Genomic DNA, 18,939 nt, shown 5'->3' with positions numbered 1-18,939 from the left:
GAGATACGAAAAAGTAGATCCGACGAGAACACGCACGAGGCCAAGAGATCCATGGTCAAGAAGACCGAGGATGCGCTCAAGTCGGTTGCCGAGGTGGTGCCCCACCACCCGGTGCTCGACGTCCCGGTAGAGCAGAAGGCCTACACCCGCCGCGCCGGCGTCGACTGGGTGGTTTTCGGGGTCACCGCCGTCATCGCGCTCGCATTCCTGGTCTGGGGATTCGTCAGCACGGATTCGCTTGCCAGCGCCTCGAAGAACGCCCTCGGCTGGGTGATGGCCGATGTTGGTTGGTTGTTCGTCCTGACGGCGTCCGGGTTCGTGATCTTCGTGATCTGGCTGGCGATGAGCCGCTACGGCAACATCCCGCTAGGCCGTGACGACGACGAGCCGGAGTTCCGCACCGTGTCCTGGGTGGCGATGATGTTCAGCGCCGGCATGGGTATCGGCCTGATGTTCTTCGGGGTGTCCGAGCCGCTGTCGCATTTCGCCTCGCCGCCACCGGGAACCGGGGGACCCGGCAATCCCAGGGCGGCCGAGACCGCGATGGCGACCACGATGTTCCACTGGACGTTGCACCCGTGGGCGATCTACGCCGTCGTCGGCCTGACCATCGCTTACGGCGTCTACCGCAAGGGCCGGTTGCAGCTGGTGTCGGCAGCGTTCGAGCCGTTGCTGGGCAGACACGCCAACGGGCCGTGGGGCAAGGTGATCGACATGCTGGCGATCTTCGCCACGCTGTTCGGGTCCGCCGCCTCGCTCGGCCTCGGCGCGCTGCAGATCCGCAGCGGGCTGCACATCGTCGCCGGAATCGGTGAAACCGGCAATGCGGTCCTGATCGGCATCATCACGATCCTCACCATCGCCTTCGTCCTGTCGGCGGTGTCCGGGGTCGCGCGCGGGATCCAGTGGTTGTCCAACATCAACATGGTGCTGGCGCTGGCCATGGCGCTGTTCATCTTCCTGGTCGGCCCGACCATGTTCATGCTGAACATGATTCCGACGTCCATCGGCAGTTACTTCGGAGATCTCGCCCAGATGGCCGCCCGGACCGGTGCCGAAGGCGAAGCGGTCAGCACCTGGCTGCAGAGCTGGACCATCTTCTACTGGGCCTGGTGGATCTCCTGGACCCCCTTCGTCGGGATGTTCATCGCCCGGATCTCCCGCGGCCGCACCATCCGGCAGTTCGTCACGGGCGTGCTGCTGGTGCCCAGCGTGGTGTCGGTGGTCTGGTTCTGTGTGTTCGGCGGCGCGGCCATCTTCGAGCAGCAGAACGGGGTGGACCTGGCCGGCATGGGCAGCCAGGAGCAACAGCTGTTCAGCTTGCTCGGCGAGTATCCGATCGCGACCGTCACCAGCGTGGTGGTGATGGTGCTCGTCGCCATCTTCTTCGTGTCCGGTGCCGATGCGGCCTCGATCGTGATGGGTTCGCTGTCCGAGCGCGGCACCATCAAGCCGACCCGGCCCACGGTGATCTTCTGGGGTGTTGCCACCGGGGCGGTGGCCGCGGTCATGCTGCTGGTCGGTGGAGCCGACGCGCTGAACGGCCTGCAGTCGATCACCATCATCGTCGCGGTGCCCTTTGTGCTCGTGATGATCGGGCTCGCGGTGTCGCTGGTCCGGGACCTGCGCCAGGATCCGCTGGTGGTGCGCCGCGAGTACGCGCTGGAGGCGGTCAACGATGCGGTGGTCGCCGGTGTCACCCAGCACGGCGACGATTTCGTGATTTCGGTGGAGAAGGACCCGCAAGCCGACGACCGCAGAGACGCCGCGGACGATTAACCTCGCGGTGTGCGCGTCTACATCCCGACGACCCTGGTCGCCCTGCAGCAGCTCGTCGCCGACCGTCACCTGCTCGTCGTGAACGGGACCGCGTTCGCGGTCACCCCGACGTTGCGGGAGGCATATGCCGAGGGCGACGACGACGAACTCGCCGAGGTGGCCTTGCGGGAAGCCGCGCTGGCCTCCCTGCGGTTGCTGGCCGGCGGCCCGTCCGATTCGGGCCTGCCGCCACGGCGCGCGGTCGTGGTGGCCGACCCGGGGCCGGACGTGGAGGTGACGATTCGCCCTGATCTCGACGACGCCGTGGTGCGGCTGTCCGGGCCGTTGCCGATCGATGCCGTGGTCGCGGTGTACGTCGACAATGCCGATGCGGAGTCGGCGGTGCTGGCCGCAGTGGACGTCATCGACGAGGCGGACATGGGCGACGAGGACGCCGAACTCACGGTGGGAGACGCCCAGGATCACGACCTGGCGTGGTACGCCCCGCAGGAATTGCCGTTCCTGCTTGAACTGCTCTGATCGACGAGACGGGGATTTTGATGCGCGGATTCGGGCTGTTGGCGGTGCTGGCCGTGGTCTTGGCGAGTGCGGCATGTTCGACCGGCGGGGGTGACACCTCAGCGGCCGGACCCTCGGAACCGGGTCGTCCCGCGGAGTCTGCGCCGCCGCCTGCGGCACCGGGGGTGGCCACCACGGACTTCCGCAACGTGAAAATCTTTGACGGCCATAGTGATCGGCTGTCGGCGCCGTCGAATGTGCGGGTGAAAGGGAACCGGATCGAACGGATCTCCACCGCGGAGCTCCCGGCTGATCCGGCCGCCACGGTGATCGACGGCGGTGGACGCACGTTGATGCCCGGGCTGATCGACAACCATTGGCACACAATGCTCGTGCGGCCGCCGGTGACACAGCTGACGACGTTGGATCCGGGGTACCTCAACCTGTTGGCCGGCGCCGAGGCCGGCGACACCTTGATGCGTGGATTCACCACGGTGCGCGATCTCGGTGGCCCGAGCTTCGGGCTCAAGAAGGCCATCGACGAAGGCGTCATCGACGGACCGCGCATCTTCCCGTCGGGTGCGATCATCACCGTCACCAGCGGCCATGGTGACTTCCGTACCCCCGCGGATCTGCCGCGCAATCCCGGTGGCCCGCAGTCGCGTCAGGAGGAACTCGGCGCCGCCATGGTGGCCGACAGTCCCGACGAGGTGCGGATGCGTGCGCGCGAGCAGCTGTTCCAGGGTGCCTCGCAGATCAAGCTGACCGCCGGGGGCGGGGTGTCCTCCCCGCACAGTCCGCTCGACGTCACCACCTTCACCGAACCCGAACTGCGGGCGGCCACCGAAGCGGCCGGCAACTGGGGCACCTATGTGGCCGTACACGCCTACACCCCGCAAACCATCCAGCAGGCGATCCGCGCCGGCGTCACCTGCATCGAGCACGCCCACCTGATGGATGAGGCGACGGCCAAAGAGATGGCGGACAAGAACATCTGGCTGAGCACGCAGCCCATCCCGGCCGAGATGATCGGTGCGTTTCCGCCGGGCTCCGACGAGGCCGCCAAGGCCAAGGAGATCGTCGACGGCGTCGGCAACGTCTATCAGTTGGCCCGCAAGTACAAGCTCAAGACGGCCTTCGGCACCGACATCCTGTTCTCGCCGCAGCTGGCGCCGAAACAGGGCGCGCTGTTGGCCGGGCTGGGCAAGTGGTTCTCACCCGCCGAGACGTTGACGATGGCCACCGGGACCAACGCCGAACTGCTGGCGATGTCAGGCAAGCGCAGTCCGTACGCCGGAAAGCTGGGCGTGGTGCAGGAGGGGGCGCTGGCGGATCTCTTGCTGGTCGACGGTGACCCGCTGGCTCAATTGGACCTGGTCGCCGACCCGGAACGTAATTTCAAAGTGATCATGAAGGATGGGAAAACGTACAAGAACACCTTGGCGTCCTGACCTGTGAGAGCGGACGTACGACTAGCTACGGGGCAGTAACCTACGGTACCGTAGGTTCATGGCCAAGAACTCCATCAAGGTCTCGGCCAATGTGGCCGACACGGTCCGCCCCACGATCGCCGGCGCCGCGCGGCGCCCCGGCTGGAACGCGCTTCGCCGCATCGTAGGTCAGGTGACCACGCCGCTGCTGCCCGACGACTACCTCAAACTGGCCAACCCGTTGTGGTCGGCACGGGAGTTGCGCGGCCGGGTGGTCGAGGTGCGGCGGGAAACCGCCGACTCGGCGACCCTGGTGATCAAGCCGGGCTGGGGGTTCGCGTTCGACTATGAGCCCGGTCAGTACATCGGCATCGGTGTGCTGATCGACGGGCGCTGGCGCTGGCGGTCATATTCGCTGACCTCGACGCCGGAGAAGTCCGCGCGCACCATCGCGATCACCGTCAAGGCGATGCCGGAGGGCTTCTTGTCGGCGCACCTCGTCGACGGTCTCCAGGCGGGAACCGTGGTGCGACTGGCCGCGCCGCAGGGCAACTTCGTCATGCCGCAACCGGCGCCGGCAACGGTCCTGTTCGTGACGGCGGGCTCGGGCATCACCCCGGTGATGTCGATGCTGCGCACCCTGGTGCGCCGGGGCCAGATCACCGACATCGTGCACGTGCATTCCGCGCCAACCGAATCCGATGTGATGTTCGGGCAGGAGCTGGCGGAACTGCACGATGCGCATCCCGGCTATCGGCTGTTGTTGCGCAGCACTCGGACCGAAGGCAGGCTTGATCTTGCGCAACTCGGTGAGTTGGTTCCCGATTGGCGCGAGCGTCAAGCATGGGCGTGCGGGCCCGAGGGCATGCTCAACGACGCCGAACAGGTGTGGGAGGCCGCCGGTATCGCCGAGCACCTGCACCTGGAGCGGTTCGCGGTGTCGCGGGCGGCTCCGCACGGCGCCGGGGGCACGGTGACGTTCGAGCGCAGCGGCAAGGAGGTCACGATCGACGGCGCGACGCCGTTGATGGACGCGGGGGAGCAGGTCGGGATTCAGATGCCGTTCGGCTGTCGGATGGGGATCTGCCAGTCCTGTGTGGTGGGCCTGGTCGAAGGGCATGTGCGCGATCTACGCACCGGCGTCGAGCATGACCCGGGCACCAGGATCCAGACGTGTGTTTCCGCCGCCTCCGGCGACTGCGTGCTGGATGTTTAAGCTTTACTGGCTAGTAACCTACGGGATCGTAGGTTACGCTACCGTAGGTAATTGAGAGGAGGCTGACGATGGCAGTAACCGACGTTCCCGCATTCGCGCATCTGACCGATGCCGACATCGAGAATCTGGGCATCGAACTCGACGCGATCCGACAAGACATCGAAGACTCCCGTGGTGAGCGGGACGCCCGCTACATCCGCCGCACCATCGCGGCGCAACGTGCGCTCGACGTCGCCGGCCGCGTCATGCTCGCGGCGAGCTCGAAGCGTTCCGCGTGGTGGGCGGGCACCATCACCCTGGGCGTGGCCAAGATCATCGAGAACATGGAGATCGGCCACAACACCATGCACGGCCAGTGGGACTGGATGAACGATCCCGAGATTCACTCCTCGTCGTGGGAGTGGGACATGAGCGGGGCGTCCAAGCACTGGCGGTTCACCCACAACTTCATGCACCACAAGTACACGAACATCCTCGGCATGGATGACGACGTGGGCTACGGCGTCATCCGAGTGACCCGGGATGCCAAGTGGAAGCCGTTCAACCTCTACGGCAACCTGCTCTTCAACACCCTTCTCGCGATCGGCTTCGAGTGGGGCGTCGGGTTGCAGCACCTGGAGCTCGGCAAGATCTTCAAGGGCCGCGACAACCGCAACGCGACGCTCGTCCGGGTCCGTGAGTTCGGCGTCAAGGCCGGCCACCAGCTGGCCAAGGACTACGTGGTCTGGCCGGCGATCACGTCGCTGTCGCCCGGTGCCACCTTCAAGTCCACCTTGAAGGCCAACGCGGTGGCCAACGTCATCCGCAATGTCTGGGCCAACGCGGTGATCTTCTGCGGCCATTTCCCCGATGGCGCAGAGAAATTCACCAAGACCGACATGGTCGGTGAGTCCAAGGGGCAGTGGTATCTGCGCCAGATGCTGGGCAGCGCCAACTTCAACTCGGGACCGGTGCTGGCCTTCATGAGCGGCAATCTGAGCTACCAGATCGAGCATCACCTGTTCCCGGATCTGCCGAGCAATCGGTACGCCGAGATCGCGGTCCGGGTGCGGGCGCTGTGCGACAAGTACGACCTGCCCTACACCACGGGGCCGTTCCTGGTGCAGTACGGCAAGACCTGGCGCACGATCGCCAAACTGTCGCTGCCGGACCGGTTCCTGAAGGACACGGCCGACAACGCCCCGGAAACGCGCAGTGAGCGGATGTTCACCGAGCTCGACGGGTACGGCGTCACCGATCCGACGACGGGACGTCGTCGTGGTCTGAAGACGGCCATCGCGACCGTGCGGGGCTGGCGCCGGCGCTGAGACTCCAAGCAATTGCCCGACGCACTCCCAGGGTCCTCGCAGTCGTCGTTCATATTCTGCGTTCGTGAGGAAGCTACTTGCGGCAGCCCTGGTGCTGGGCGCCTCGGCCGTTCCGGTGGGTGCACTGGCCACCGGTATCGCCGCGGCCGACGACTACGCCGGGCAGAAATACTCCGACGTGCAGTCGGAGCTGTCCGATGCCGGGATGAAGGGTGTCGTCGCGACCCGCTCGGGTGATTCCGAGGCTGACGACGACTGCGTGGTGGCGAGCTCGGAGAAGGCGTCCTGGCACAAAGGGGACAACTTCGCGCCCGTCACCGACACGGTGCTGATCAACCTGAACTGCAACGCCGGGGTGGCCTCGGCCAAGACCCCGGGCAACTCGGCCGCCAGCCCGGAGGGGCGCGCCGCCATCGCGGCGGCCAAGCAGCAGGCCGAGGAGGAACAGCAGCAGGCTGCGGCCGACCAGGCCAAGACCAAGCACTGACCCGTTACATGTTGAGTTCCCAGACCTTCGGCCAGTCCTTGCCCCGGAGGGCGGCGTCGATACCGCCATCGACGAAGATGACCGACCCGACGAAGTAACCCGCATCGGGGCCCAGCAGGAATGTCACCAGCGCGGCCACCTCTTCGGGCCGCCCGCCGCGTCCGGCGGGGATCGTCTTGAGGAACTGCTCCATCCCCGCACCCGTCAGCGGATCCTTGCGGCCCTCCTGGGTCATCGGGGTGTCGATGAGCCCCGGCGCGATCGCGTTGAGCCGGATGCCGTCGGCGATGTACTCCGCCGACTTGGTGCGGGCGTAGTACGCCAGGGCTGCCTTGGTCGCCGGGTAGGCCTGCAGCGCCGCGTAATCGCCGTAGGTGGAGGCGACGGTGTTGGCGCCCGTCTCGTCACCGGCCAGGCAGGCCTCGGCCAGCTCTACCGGCCAATTGGGTTGGGTGGTCGTCGAATTCGAACTGATCAGCACCACCGAGGCGTTCTCCCGGCCGGCCAGCAGCGGACGCAGACCTTCCAGCAGCTCGATGGCACCGAAGTAGTTGACGGCGATGAGCAGGTCCGCCGGACGGCCGGTTGCGGCGGCCAGACCGGCGAACGGGACGAAACCGTCGATGCCGCCGTCGGCCAGTTCGGTGACCTTGACGATCGCCTCCGCACGCCCGTCGGGGGTGCTCAGGTCCACGTTCACGTCGGCCCCGCGCAGGTCGACGCCGATCACCCGATGCCCGTCGGATTCCAGCCGTTTCTTGGTTGCCGCTCCAAGCCCAGAGGCGCTGCCGGTGAGAACGTAAGTAGCCACGATCAGCGACCATAGTCGCCGAGACGTCGGCGCAGGTCAGGCTTCCCGCAGAGCGGTCAACAGGTGACGCGCCGCCGCGACCCGGCCCGCCGCCGGCCCGGTCAGGGTGTCCAGCGCACATTCGGGATCGGCTGGTGGGCCCATATGGCCGCAGCCGCGCGGACAGTCCTCGATGGTGTCGGCCAGATCCGAGAACGCCCTGATCACGTCGTCCGGTTGAATGTGCGCCAACCCGAACGACCTGATGCCCGGGGTGTCGATCACCCAGCCCTGCCCGTCGAGCGGCAGTGCCACCGACTGGGTGGACGTGTGCTTGCCCTTGCCGACGCCCGAGACCTCGCCCGTGGCCCGATCAGCCTCCGGGACAAGGCGATTCACCAGCGTCGACTTACCCACGCCGGAATGCCCGAGGAACACGGTGACTTGATCGGTCAGCAGCGGTGCGACGGCGTCGAGTGGATCGTCACGGCCCGCGGTGACGATGGTCAGATCGAGATCGGTGAACTGGGCGGCGAACGGCTCGGGGTCGGCGAGATCGGATTTCGTCAGGCACAGCACCGGTTTCAGGCCGCCCGCGTAGGCGGCGATCAGCGCGCGTTCGACGAAGCCCGTGCGTGGCGGCGGATCGGCGAGAGCCACCACGATCAGCAGCTGGTCGGCGTTGGCGACCACCACCCGTTCCGTCGGATCGGTGTCATCAGCGGTGCGGCGCAACACTGTTCGGCGTTCACCACGGCGGACGATCCGAGCCAGGGTGTCGGGGCGGCCGGACAGGTCGCCGACGATGTCGACGTCGTCGCCGACGACGATCGGGGTGCGGCCCAGTTCACGGGCCCGCATCGCGACCACGCGGTGATGCGGGTCGCGATCCAGGGCGCAGCCCCAGCGGCCGCGGTCGACGGTCACCACCATCGCGGACTGGGCATCGGCGTGGTCGGGGCGGGTCTTGGTGCGCGGACGGGTACCCCGGCCCGGCCTGATCCGGACATCGGACTCGTCGTATTCCCGCGCTCCCAAAGTGGTTTACTTCCCCCTCGTATGAAGGCCAGTATGCGGGTCGCCCGCCAGCATCTGCTCCCACATGCGCGGGAAATCGGGCAGGGTCTTGGCGGTGGTCTCGATGTTCTCCACCGCGACACCCGCTACGCGCAGGCCGATGATCGCGCCGGCGGTGGCCATCCGGTGGTCGGCGTAAGAGCGCCACACTCCGCCGTGCAGCGGCCGTGCGGTGATGAGCAGGCCGTCCTCGGTCTCGGCGCAATCGCCGCCGAGCCCGTTGATCTCGGCGGTCAGTGCGGCCAGCCGGTCGGTCTCGTGCCCGCGCAGGTGCGCGATACCCCGCAGCCGTGACGTCGAGCCGTCAGCGGCCAATGCGGCCAGCGCTGCCACCGTGGGGGCGAGCTCGCCGACGTCGTGCAGGTCGGCGTCAAACCCGCCATACCCTTCGGCGCCGCTGACCTCCAAATGGGTATCACGTTGGTGGACAGTCGCATTCACCTTCGTCAGAAGGTCGAGGATGGTGTCGGCGGGCTGGATGCTGGCCGACGGCCAGCCTGCGATCCGCACCGTTCCGCCGGTGACGATCGCAGCGGCCAGAAAGGGCGTGGAGTTCGACAGATCCGGTTCGATGTGCCAGGCCCGCGCGGTGACCGGCCCGGGGGAGACCCGCCAGCGGTTGGGGGTCGAGTCATCGACCTGCACCCCGGCGTCGCGCAGCATCGCCACCGTCATCGCGACGTGCGGGGCCGACGGCACCGAGGCTCCGGTGTGCACGATGGTGAGCCCGTCGGTGAAGGTCGCACCCGACAACAACAACCCGGAGACGAACTGCGAGGAACCCGACGCGTCGATCTCGACGGTGCCACCGGCGACGGCGCCCCGGCCGAGTACCGCGAACGGCAGACCGTCACCGTCCACCTCGACTCCGAGCCCACGCAGCCCGTTGAGTAGCGGGGAGATCGGCCGGGACCGGGCCTGCTCGTCGCCGTCGAAGGTGACCGAGGCGGTGCCCAACGCGGCGACCGGGGGCACGAACCGCAGCACGGTGCCGGCCAGCCCGCAATCGACCCGCGCATCCGGGGCCGGCGCGATGCGGCCACTGACGGTCAGCGCGGTGTCGTCGTGTTCGGCTGCCGTGACGCTGACGCCGAGGGTGCGGATCGCGTCGATCATCAAGTCGGTGTCGCGGCTGCGCAGCGCGCCGCTGACGGTGGAGGGCCCCTGCGCGGTGGCCAGAGCGGCCAGTACGAGTGCACGGTTGGTCAGAGACTTCGAACCCGGCACCGTGACGGTGGCGTCGACCGGCACCGTCGTCGACGGGGCCTGCCAGTGTTCTGTTTGCTCCTCACGTGCACTCACGCACTACATCCTGCCTTGTCCGCGGACTCTGCAACCATGGGCACTATGTGTGGACGTTTCGCGGTGACCACCGATCCGGCGCTGCTGGCGCAGAAGATCCAGGCGCTCGACGAGAGCGCGTCGAGCCCGGGAGACAAGGATGTGGCAGGCGCCAATTACAACGTCGCCCCCACCACGAGCATCAGCAGCGTGGTCAAACGGCACACCGAGCCGGAGGACGAATCGACCCGCCGGGTCCGGTCCATGCGCTGGGGGCTGATCCCGCCGTGGGTGAAGACGGCCGAGGGTGGCGGCCCCGACACCAAGGGACCGCTGCTGATCAACGCGCGCGCCGAGAAGGTCACCACGTCACCGGCATTCCGCAACTCCGCCAAGAGCAAGCGGTGTCTGATCCCGATGGACGGTTGGTACGAGTGGAAGCCGAACGCGGACACGGCCGGCAAGAAAGCCGCCAAGACCCCGTACTACATGTACGGCGCCGACGGCGAGCTGCTGTTCATGGCGGGGCTGTGGACGACGTGGCGTCCGCAGGGCGCACCGAAGGACGCGCCGCCCCTGCTCAGTTGCACGATCATCACCACCGACTCCGCCGGACCGCTCGCCGAGATCCATGACCGGATGCCGCTGACCATCAGCGCGCCCGACTGGGACCGCTGGATGGATCCCGACGCCCCCATCGACGAGGGCCTGCTGCGTGGTCACGGGGATCTCGACCGGATCGCCGTCCGTGAGGTGTCACGACTGGTCAACAGTGTCCGCAACAACGGCCCCGAGCTCATCGAGCCGGCCGAGCCCGAAGAGATGGGGTTGTTTTGAGCGGCATCGATGCCGGTGTGGTCGATCCTGACCTGGTCGACGCAATCGGTGCCGACCTGCGATCGGCCGGATTCACCACCGACGGGGTGGCCGAGCTGCTCGGCGCCGACGCCAACGCCGCGCTGGGCCGGGGCGTGTGGTGGCCGGTCCTGCGGGTCACCCATGCCGCCCCGGCGGACCGGCAGCGGCTGGCCGTGCTGGTGCGTCTGCTGCTGCTCGGGACCGAGGAGGCGCGCGATCTGGTCGAGGCGGCATTCCCGTCGACCAGCCCGCAGGCGCTGGCTGCGGGCGGCGTACTGGAGTTCACCGGCGACAAGGTTCGGGCCGCGCTCGACATCCGCCCGCACAGCGACGGAGCCCGGGATTTTTACGTCGTGTCCGACCAGGACGCGGCGGTGCGCCGGGGGCCGTTGCGACACGATCACGTGCTCGGCATCGGCGGGGCGTCGGTGTCATTGGCGCGGGCGGTCACGCGTAACCCGGTCGGCCGCGCTCTCGACCTCGGAACCGGATGCGGTATCCAGGCGCTGCATCTGGACGCACACTGCGACGAGATCGTCGCGACCGACACCAACGAGCGGGCGCTGGTACTGGCCGCGATGACTGCACGGCTGAACGGCATGTCGTGGGACCTGCGTCAGGGCAGCCTCTTCGAACCGGTGGCGGGCGAGCGATTCGATCTGATCGTCTCCAATCCACCGTTCGTGGTGGGTTCGGGTGCCCGCGATTACATCTACCGCGATTCGGGTGTGGCGGGAGATGCGTTGTGCCAGAGCCTGATCGAGCAGATCGGTGATCATCTGTCCCCGGGTGGCACTGCCCACATCATGGCGAACTGGATTGTGCGCGAGGGCCACGACTGGCGGGAGCGGGTTTCAGGCTGGCTGGCCGGCACCGGCCTGCACGCCTGGGTGGTACAGCGCGAGCTGGCCGACCCGGTCAGCTATGTCTCGTTGTGGCTGGCCGACGCCGGAGAAGACCTCGATCGGCAGGCGCAGCGCGGTGGTGAATGGCTCGACTGGTTCACCGAACAGGGGATCGCCGGCGTCGGGATGGGCATGATCTCGCTGCGGGTCCCGCGAAACGGGGAACTGCCCGAGCAGATCCTCGAGGAGATCACCGGCGTCGACGAGGCGGTCACCGGAGCCGAGGTGGACGCGTTCTTCGCCCGGCGGGCATTCCTGCGCGACACCTCCGACGACACGCTGCTCGCAGCCCGGCTCTCCACGGCGCCGGTGTTCCTGGAGGCGCAGGCGCTGCCCGGGCCGGATGGCTGGCAGGAGGTGGGCGCCGCGGTGCGCCGCCCTGGCGGTCCGGCCGCCGTCATCGGGGTCGACGAGGTGATGCGAGCGCTTCTGGCGGGCTGCCGCGGCGAGGTGCCGTTGGGTGCCTTGATCCAACTGCTGGCCACCCATCACGGCGTCGATGCCGACGCACTGGCGCAGGCCGCGCTGCCGGAGGTGCGGGAAGCGATCGGCCGCGGAATCCTCTACCAGGCAGAATGACAGCTCTTTAGAGGATTGCTCGGTTTTGCTAGAGTAATCCTCGTGGCGCCGTCAAAGGGTAGGGGCGCGCGGGACCGATTACTGGCGGTCGCGCGACGACGGTTCGGGTCGGAGGGGACCATCGCCCCGACGCTCGACGAGATGCGGCGTGAGGCCGAGGTGAGCGTCGGATCGCTCTACCACCACTTTCCCGACAAGCCGGCGCTGGCAGCGGCGGTCTACGCCCAGGTCATGGCGGAGTACCAGGCCGGTTTCGTGGAGATGCTGCGTGGGCAGGACACCGCCGAAGAAGGAATTCGCGGCGGGGTGCGGCATCACCTGAACTGGATCGCAGCACACCGCGGCGAAGCCGCACTCCTGCTGGGCGACCGGCTCGACAGCAGCGCGTTGCGGGCGGCCAATCAGGACTTCTTCGCGGCGATCCAGGCCTGGTGGCGGCCACACCGCGCCTACGGAGTGCTTTCCGCCATCCATCCCGGCGTCACGGCCGCCCTATGGTTCGGCCCCGCGCAGGAGTACGCCCGCCACTGGGTGGCCGGCGATGTCACCGAGATGGACAGCGAGGTCGTCGAGACATTTGCCGATGCGGCATGGAATGCATTGCAGGCCAAACCGATTGAGGAGAATTTCTGATGGACGAGCCCTTGTATCGCGGCATGGTTGCCGAAGGCGACGATCCGGCTGCGCCACAACGGATTGTGGTCGAGCGCAGCGGCGACCGCGCGGTGGTGACCCTCGACGAACCTGACCGGCTGAACGTACTGTCCGCGCCGCTGGTCCGGCAGCTGCGCCGGGCTCTGGAGGAGTTGGTGGCAGACAACGAGATTCGCGCTGTCGTGCTGACGGGCGCAGACCCGGGCTTCAGCGCGGGCGGCGACCTGCGCATGATGCGTGCGGCCGTCGAGAATCGGTACCGGGCCGAGGGAACGGCGGACGTATGGCGCTGGATACGACGCGAATTCGGAGGTATCGCCCGGCTCATCGCGGGCGCGGACACCGTCTTCGTGGCCGCCCTCAACGGTCCGGCCGCCGGTGTCGGGCTGGCCTGGGCGCTGACGTGCGATCTGACCATCGCCAGTGAGCGGGCCATCATCGTGCCTGCCTTCGCCCGCCTCGGATTGATCCCGGAGGTGGGCACCAGTTGGGCGCTCACCCGGCGACTCGGCTATCAGGGTGCGCTGGCCTACTACCTGAAAGGCGAGCACATCGACGCCGAAACCGCGCAGCGGCTGGGCCTGGTGCACGAGGTCGTCGCCCACGACCAGCTACTCGCCACCGCCGACGAATGGTGTTCCCGGGTCGCCGCGCTGCCGCCGCACGCGGTCGCGATGACCAAACCCCTGCTGCGGACCGCGGCCGACGCCAGTTGGAACGACGCGCTCATGCTCGAAGAGTTCGCCGAACCGACTTGTTTCACCACCGCGGCTTTCGCCGACAGCGTCGAGACCATGCTGTCCGGCGGGACGCGGGCGCGCTAATCGTTCCTGATCTTGCGTGCCGTCACCACCGCATAGGGCGCGTCGAAGACGACCCGGCCGTCGTCCTCGGTCTGTGCGGCCAGCGCCGCGGTGAAGGCGTCGAGCAGCCGGGTTCGCGTCACGTCATCCAGCCGGCTCAGCAGGTTGACGTGCATCGGCGATTCGTCCGAGATGAATCGGACCGCCGTTTCGACAGAGTCGAATTTCCATGTGTGTGAGGCGGTTTCGAAATGGACATCGTTGAAACCAACGCCGAGGCGCGAGAGCACGACATCGGGATCGCCCCACTGATCGGGCGAGTAGGCCGCCGCCGGCGGCGCACCGAGGGTTTCCACGATCGGGGTGAAGAACGGGCTGCCGGCCTCGTCACGGATCCAGGTGGAGAACGCGAAGATCCCGCCCGGGTTCAACAGCCGGGCGACCTCGGCCACCAGGCTGGTGGGCTCGACGAAGATGATCCCCATGTTCGACACCACGGTGTCGAATCCGCCCGCGGGCAGCCCGGTGTGGGCGGCGTCGGCGACGACCCACTGCACCGCGTCGGCTCCAGGGCGCTCTGAGGCGATGGCGATCAGCTCGGCGGTGAGGTCCACGCCGGTGACGTGGGCCCCGGCCTCAGTGGCAGCCAGTGCAGCGCTTCCGGTGCCGCACGCCAGGTCGACCAGGGTGGTGTCGCGGACCGGCCGCAGCCGGTCGGCGGTGGCGACGACCTCACCGGCGATGACGACGATCTGTTCGGCGACTGCTTGATAGCGGCCGGCGGCCCAGTTGGTGGGTTGCGGGTCAGACATGCAGACGAGCCTAGATGGGGTATGCGGATACGCTATTGCGCCCTGCATGGCGGACAGATGCTCGATGAATGACCGAATCACCTGCAAAGCCGCTGAAGTGCCGGGGCGCAGTACTGCGCGGCGTCGGGCTGGACTGGGAGATCGAAGAGGTCACCCTCGACCCGCCGCGAACCGGTGAGGTCCTGGTAAAGATGGCCGTGGCCGGGATCTGCCACACCGACGACCACTTCGCGACCGGCGACATGGTGCCGACGCCGGAGCTGTTGGCCATATACGAGGCGATGGGTATGCCTGCGCCGGACTACTTCCCGATGCTCGGTGGACACGAGGGGGCCGGCATCGTCGAGGCCGTCGGGCCGGGTGTGCAGTCTGTGCAACCGGGCGATCACGTCGGCCTGTCGTTCATCGCGGCGTGCGGCACGTGCCGCTGGTGCGTGTCGGGGATGACGTACCTCTGCGACAACGGGGCGATGATGATGGCCAAGGAGATGGTCACCGACAACACCATCAGGCATCACCTCGGCGACGAGGACCTGATGGCCTTCGGTCAGCTCGGCACTTTCTCCGAATACGCGGTCCTGTCTGAACATTCGGTGATCAAGCTCGACGAGTCGGTTCCACTCGTGGCCGCATCACTGCTGTCCTGCGGCGTGACGACAGGCTGGGGTTCGGGAACCGTCGGTGTCGGAACACAGCCCGGCGACACAGTCGTGATCGTCGGCACCGGCGGAGTGGGGATGAACGCGGTTCAGGGTGCCCGTGCAGCAGGCGCCAACCTGGTGATCGCGGTGGACCCCGTCGAGTTCAAACGGGACACGGCGAAGTTCTTCGGCGCGACGGACACCTGTCCGTCGATGGAAGCAGCGATACCGCTGGTTCAGGAACTGACCCGCGGGGTTATGGCAGACCGGGTGGTGCTCACACCGAGCGTCGTACGCGCAGAGATGGTGGCGCCGGCCCTGATGCTGACCCGCAAGGGGGGTACCTGCCTGATGACCGCCGTGCCGAAGATCGAGCTCAGCATGGTGCCGATGGTGCTGGTCGACATGCTGCAGAACTGCAAGACGTTCAAGGGACTGCTCTACGGCGGGATGAACGCCCGTGCGAGTATGCCCATGCTGCTGGACATGTATCGCAACGGCCACCTCAAACTCGACGAACTGGTCACGCGGCGGTACCGGCTCGATCAGATCAACGACGCCATCACCGATATGCGTGAGGGGCGCAATATCCGCGGCATCATCGAATTCGATTAGTACGGCGGCGGTTTGTCTTGTTCTGTGTTGAGTCGGCGTTCGGTGTTGATGCGTTGGGTGCGGGTTTGTTGGCGGGTTTGTTGGCGCAGCGGCATTTTCATGTGCCGGTCGGTGGTGGTGGGTGTTGGTGCTGGTGTTGTCGGTGGGGCTGGGGTGTGGCTGGTCCAATCGGGAAACAGGATCTGACTGAAGGGCGTCGTTTGGTAGGTGTGGCCGGTGGGGGAGGTCCAGGTGTGGCTGCCGTCGGGGTGCTGGGTGTCGGTCCAGCCGTTCTCGCCGGTTTGGAATGTCTTGAGGAGGTGGTGGGTTCGGCATTTGGGGCCGAGGTTGCCGGGATGGGTGTGACCGGCCGGCCAGGGGGTGGCGTGGTCGAGATCGCAGTTGTGGGCTGATACTGCGCAGCCGGGGAACATGCACACGAGGTCGCGCATCCGGACGAATGTGGCCAGTTTCGGCGAGGGCCGGTAGTTGGTTTGGGTGGTGAGGTCCTCGGGGTCGGTGAGGTGTTTGACCGTGGCGCCGGTGGCGATCAGTTCGGCCAGTAGCGGTGCGGGCACTATCCCGCCGCCGAGAATGACTGCGGGGCCGCCGGTTACAGCCGGTTTCCGGTCGTCGGCGTGATCGCTGGGATCGGGTTCGCCGTGGATGCGGGGGTCGCGGGGTGGTTGCGCTGCAGGTTCGTCGGCGGAAGTGTCGACCGGGTCGTCATTGCCGTCGGGCTCCTGGGTGGCGTCGTCTGCGCCGGCGTGGTCCTCGTCTTCTTGGGCGTTGGCGGCGCTTTGGGGCAGGAGTTGTGCGAGTAGGTGGATCACTACGGCACGGGAGCGGGGGTCGACGCCGGTGGCTGGGCAGTCGGGGTTGTTGCATTGGCAGGTGAGGTGGTCGGCTCCGGCGCCGATGGCGCCCAGTGCGTCGGAGCGGCGTTGGCCGAGGGTGCGGGGGTCGTTGTCGCAGACTCCGCGGGCCATGGCGTTGAGTAGGTTTTTGAGCAGGGCTGCGTCGGTGGCGAGTAGGCGTCCCCAGATGGAGACGGTGCCGTTGGGGTCGTCGGGGTCGCCGAAGTGGATGTCGCGTTCTCGGGCGGCGGTGCGGGTTTTGCGTACGGCGGCGGGGTCGAATTTTTCGACCCATACGTCAATGGCCTGTTCGGTCTTGGAGGCGGTCAGTGCGCCGTAGGTGGTGGCGGCGCCGGCCAGGGCGGTGTCGATCAGTTGTATGGCGTCGTCGTCGGTGACGAGTTGGGTGCGCCAGGTGATGGTGGAGACGACGGCGGTTGAGATGTCTCCGCGGGCGAATACGGCGGCGACTTTGGGGAGCCGTTCGCGTAGGGCTTGGGCGATGCGCATTTGGGTGGAGGCGGCGCGGCGGGTCAGGTTGCAGGCGGCGCTGATCGCGGCGGTGGCGGTTTCCCAGCCGTCGATCACCCGGAATGCGGAGATGTCGTCTTCGTCGTCGCAGTGGCGGGCCACGATCTCGGCGATGGTTGCCAGACGTCCGGCGGCTTCGATGGCTTCGGCGCGGGTGCGGTGCTCGAGCGCGTCGATCAGTGCGGCGTCAGTGTATTCACGGAGCGCCGACCGATTGAGCAATTCGAACACATGTTCGATATTACTCGCATATCAGCAGGTTGGCCACACTTTTCGATTGTCGCTGAATTGTCGCTCGCCAGGCGGGCAATCGCCTGGCGAGCGGCGCGAATCAGCGCTGGACGTATCCCGGCGGGTTGGGGGTGTCCACCCACAGGTCGACGCCGAGTTCTGATCCGGGCACGCAGTCGTACACCGACAGATCGGTCACGCCGTTCGCGAGCAGTACGTCCTCACACAACAAGCTCTGGCCCGTGTACTCGCGGGCGGGCTTGTTGAAGATCGCGTAGGCCGCGTCGGCGTAGACGTCGGGCTTGCGGGCGCGGCCCATGGCCTCGTCACCGCCGAGCAGGTTCTGCACCGCCGCGGTGGCCACCAGGGTGCGCGGCCACAGCGTGTTCGACGCGATGCCTGCCTCGCGCATCTCCTCGGCGATACCCAAGGCACACAACGTCATTCCGTACTTGGCCATCATGTACGCGGTCGGCTTGAGCCACTCCGACTCCAGGCGGATCGGCGGGGACAGCGTCAGGATGTGGGGGTTTTCGCGGCCCTTCATGTGCGGGATGCAGGCCTGCGACACGGCGTAGGTGCCGCGGATCTGGATCCCGTTCATCAGGTCGAAGCGCTTGAGCGGAACTTCCTCGATGGAGCCGAGATTGATCGCCGAGGCGTTGTTGACGCAGAGATCGATACCGCCGAATTGGGTGACCGCTTGTTCTACTGCCGCGGCCACCGAGTCGCCGTCACGCACGTCTCCGACGATCGGCAGAGCCTGCCCGCCGGCCTCTTCGATCTCCTTGGCGGCCGTGTAGACGGTGCCTTCGAGCTTGGGATGCGGTTCGGCGGTCTTGGCGACCAGCGCGATGTTGGCGCCGTCGGCGGCGGCCTTCTTGGCGATCGCCAACCCGATGCCGCGGCTGGCGCCGGAGATGAACATGGTCTTCCCGGACAGAGTCATAGGGAACACGATAAGCGCCTGCAGGGCTCGTGGTTTCTACACCCGGGCGGTTGATCGACGATCCCAGCAACCCTCATGCAGAAATCGGCGGCGGCTCAGCCTGCCGCGTTGGGTTGCAGCGCCGGGCAGTTGCCGGCCGGGTCGGCGACGAGTTCGAAGTGCCACAGCTCGTTGGCGTAGATCTGGCACAGCCCGAAGCGGGCACCGTTGGCGATCAGCCAGTGATCGGCCTGCGGACCCCCGACATCGACCGCCTCCCCGGTCACGTGCCGGGACGCAGCCGGCGTCTGCACGTACTGACGGGCCGCCGCCAGGCTGCCGTATGTCTGCACCGCCTGATCCAGCAGTGACTGCTGGAAACCGGCCGAGCGCCACCCCGAGTTGATCGTCATGGTCACGCCGTCGGCGGCCGCGGCATCGGCAGCGTTCTGAATGGCGGCCAGCAGGCGCGGGTCCAACCGGCCGATCGCCGGATTCTGCACGTCATACGGGGTGAGGACCTGCCCGTCGGGCAGCGAGCCGTCCCCCTGGGTCATCGGGACGGGGTTGTCGACCAACCGGATCTGCGGTCCGGCCGGCGCCGGCTGGCCGAGCAGGGCCGCCAGGACGGCGACGCTCGAGGCCACAGTGGTGCCCACCAGCTTCGGTATCACTGTGCCC

The 18,939-nt window shown here is 67.3% G+C and carries 18 protein-coding genes; 11 read left to right on the top strand and 7 right to left on the bottom strand.

Annotated features, from left to right (window positions below):
• The first annotated feature begins 51 nt into the window (after nt 1-51).
• The 6 genes from AB0876_RS16345 to AB0876_RS16320 all read left to right on the top strand — a co-directional run bounded on the left by AB0876_RS16345 (nt 52) and on the right by AB0876_RS16320 (nt 6,717).
• A complete protein-coding gene (locus tag AB0876_RS16345) occupies nt 52-1,779 on the top strand; it encodes a BCCT family transporter (protein ID WP_491838244.1) in 1,728 nt (575 codons plus the stop codon).
• A gap of 9 nt (nt 1,780-1,788) precedes the next feature.
• The gene (locus tag AB0876_RS16340) at nt 1,789-2,298 is read left to right on the top strand and encodes a DUF6912 family protein (RefSeq protein ID WP_491838245.1); all 510 of its coding nucleotides are present in this window, start codon (nt 1,789-1,791) and stop codon (nt 2,296-2,298) included.
• Nucleotides 2,299-2,318: 20 nt separating this feature from the next.
• The gene (locus AB0876_RS16335; RefSeq protein ID WP_491838246.1) at nt 2,319-3,728 is read left to right on the top strand and encodes a metal-dependent hydrolase family protein; all 1,410 of its coding nucleotides are present in this window, start codon (nt 2,319-2,321) and stop codon (nt 3,726-3,728) included.
• Between the two features lie 58 nt (nt 3,729-3,786).
• Entirely contained in the window at nt 3,787-4,923 is a 1,137-nt protein-coding gene (locus AB0876_RS16330; protein WP_526042416.1) for a ferredoxin reductase, read from the top strand.
• A 68-nt stretch (nt 4,924-4,991) separates the two neighbouring features.
• Nucleotides 4,992-6,230, top strand: a complete 1,239-nt coding sequence (locus AB0876_RS16325; protein WP_491838248.1) for a fatty acid desaturase family protein — start codon at nt 4,992-4,994, stop codon at nt 6,228-6,230.
• Nucleotides 6,231-6,294: 64 nt separating this feature from the next.
• Nucleotides 6,295-6,717, top strand: coding sequence for a hypothetical protein (locus AB0876_RS16320; protein WP_491838249.1), 423 nt, complete (start codon nt 6,295-6,297; stop codon nt 6,715-6,717).
• Nucleotides 6,718-6,721: 4 nt separating this feature from the next.
• Here the strand turns inward: AB0876_RS16320 and AB0876_RS16315 are convergent, their stop codons facing one another.
• The 3 genes from AB0876_RS16315 to aroA are packed head-to-tail and all read right to left on the bottom strand — an operon-like array spanning nt 6,722 to nt 9,886.
• Nucleotides 6,722-7,528 carry an SDR family oxidoreductase gene (locus AB0876_RS16315; RefSeq protein ID WP_491838250.1) on the bottom strand — a complete coding sequence of 269 codons (807 nt, stop codon included), beginning with the start codon at nt 7,526-7,528 and terminating at the stop codon, nt 6,722-6,724.
• A 36-nt stretch (nt 7,529-7,564) separates the two neighbouring features.
• Nucleotides 7,565-8,545: a ribosome small subunit-dependent GTPase A gene (rsgA, locus tag AB0876_RS16310; protein WP_491838251.1), complete on the bottom strand. Its 981-nt coding sequence runs from the start codon at nt 8,543-8,545 to the stop codon at nt 7,565-7,567.
• 6 nt (nt 8,546-8,551) lie between these two features.
• The gene (gene aroA, locus AB0876_RS16305; RefSeq protein ID WP_491838252.1) at nt 8,552-9,886 is read right to left on the bottom strand and encodes a 3-phosphoshikimate 1-carboxyvinyltransferase; all 1,335 of its coding nucleotides are present in this window, start codon (nt 9,884-9,886) and stop codon (nt 8,552-8,554) included.
• A 45-nt stretch (nt 9,887-9,931) separates the two neighbouring features.
• Here aroA and AB0876_RS16300 point away from each other — a divergent pair, with 45 nt between their 5' ends.
• From AB0876_RS16300 to AB0876_RS16285, 4 genes are read left to right on the top strand one after another with little or no spacing between them, the layout of a single operon-like run.
• Nucleotides 9,932-10,702: an SOS response-associated peptidase gene (locus AB0876_RS16300; RefSeq protein WP_491839300.1), complete on the top strand. Its 771-nt coding sequence runs from the start codon at nt 9,932-9,934 to the stop codon at nt 10,700-10,702.
• Nucleotides 10,699-12,207, top strand: coding sequence for a DUF7782 domain-containing protein (locus AB0876_RS16295; RefSeq protein ID WP_491838253.1), 1,509 nt, complete (start codon nt 10,699-10,701; stop codon nt 12,205-12,207). The genes AB0876_RS16300 and AB0876_RS16295 overlap by 4 nt, the downstream gene beginning before the upstream one ends.
• A gap of 42 nt (nt 12,208-12,249) precedes the next feature.
• The gene (locus tag AB0876_RS16290) at nt 12,250-12,840 is read left to right on the top strand and encodes a TetR/AcrR family transcriptional regulator (protein WP_491838254.1); all 591 of its coding nucleotides are present in this window, start codon (nt 12,250-12,252) and stop codon (nt 12,838-12,840) included.
• Nucleotides 12,840-13,685, top strand: a complete 846-nt coding sequence (locus AB0876_RS16285; protein ID WP_526042415.1) for an enoyl-CoA hydratase/isomerase family protein — start codon at nt 12,840-12,842, stop codon at nt 13,683-13,685. The genes AB0876_RS16290 and AB0876_RS16285 overlap by 1 nt, the downstream gene beginning before the upstream one ends.
• Here the strand turns inward: AB0876_RS16285 and AB0876_RS16280 are convergent.
• Nucleotides 13,682-14,476 (bottom strand): class I SAM-dependent methyltransferase, encoded by a 795-nt coding sequence (locus AB0876_RS16280; RefSeq protein ID WP_491838256.1) that lies wholly within the window; start codon nt 14,474-14,476, stop codon nt 13,682-13,684. The genes AB0876_RS16285 and AB0876_RS16280 overlap by 4 nt on opposite strands.
• Before the next feature lie 68 nt (nt 14,477-14,544).
• On the opposite strand from AB0876_RS16280, the gene AB0876_RS16275 reads away from it, so the two are divergent.
• A complete protein-coding gene (locus AB0876_RS16275; RefSeq protein ID WP_491838257.1) occupies nt 14,545-15,732 on the top strand; it encodes an NDMA-dependent alcohol dehydrogenase in 1,188 nt (395 codons plus the stop codon).
• Here AB0876_RS16275 and AB0876_RS16270 read toward each other — a convergent pair.
• The 3 genes from AB0876_RS16270 to AB0876_RS16260 all read right to left on the bottom strand — a co-directional run bounded on the left by AB0876_RS16270 (nt 15,729) and on the right by AB0876_RS16260 (nt 18,929).
• Complete coding sequence (locus AB0876_RS16270) at nt 15,729-17,330, bottom strand: HNH endonuclease signature motif containing protein (RefSeq protein ID WP_526042414.1); 1,602 nt, start codon at nt 17,328-17,330, stop codon at nt 15,729-15,731. The two genes, AB0876_RS16275 and AB0876_RS16270, sit on opposite strands and share 4 nt — an antisense overlap.
• A 100-nt stretch (nt 17,331-17,430) precedes the next feature.
• Complete coding sequence (locus tag AB0876_RS16265) at nt 17,431-18,279, bottom strand: SDR family oxidoreductase (protein ID WP_491838259.1); 849 nt, start codon at nt 18,277-18,279, stop codon at nt 17,431-17,433.
• A 95-nt stretch (nt 18,280-18,374) separates the two neighbouring features.
• On the bottom strand, nt 18,375-18,929 hold the full coding sequence (locus AB0876_RS16260) for a M15 family metallopeptidase (RefSeq protein WP_491839301.1): 555 nt from the start codon (nt 18,927-18,929) through the stop codon (nt 18,375-18,377).
• Between the last annotated feature and the right edge of the window lie 10 nt (nt 18,930-18,939).

The sequence above is a fragment of the Mycobacterium sp. NPDC049093 genome, assembly GCF_040704635.1.
GTDB lineage: Bacteria > Actinomycetota > Actinomycetes > Mycobacteriales > Mycobacteriaceae > Mycobacterium.
The sequence above is the reverse complement of the archived record's forward strand: the minus strand, read 5'-3'. Positions and strand labels throughout refer to the sequence as shown.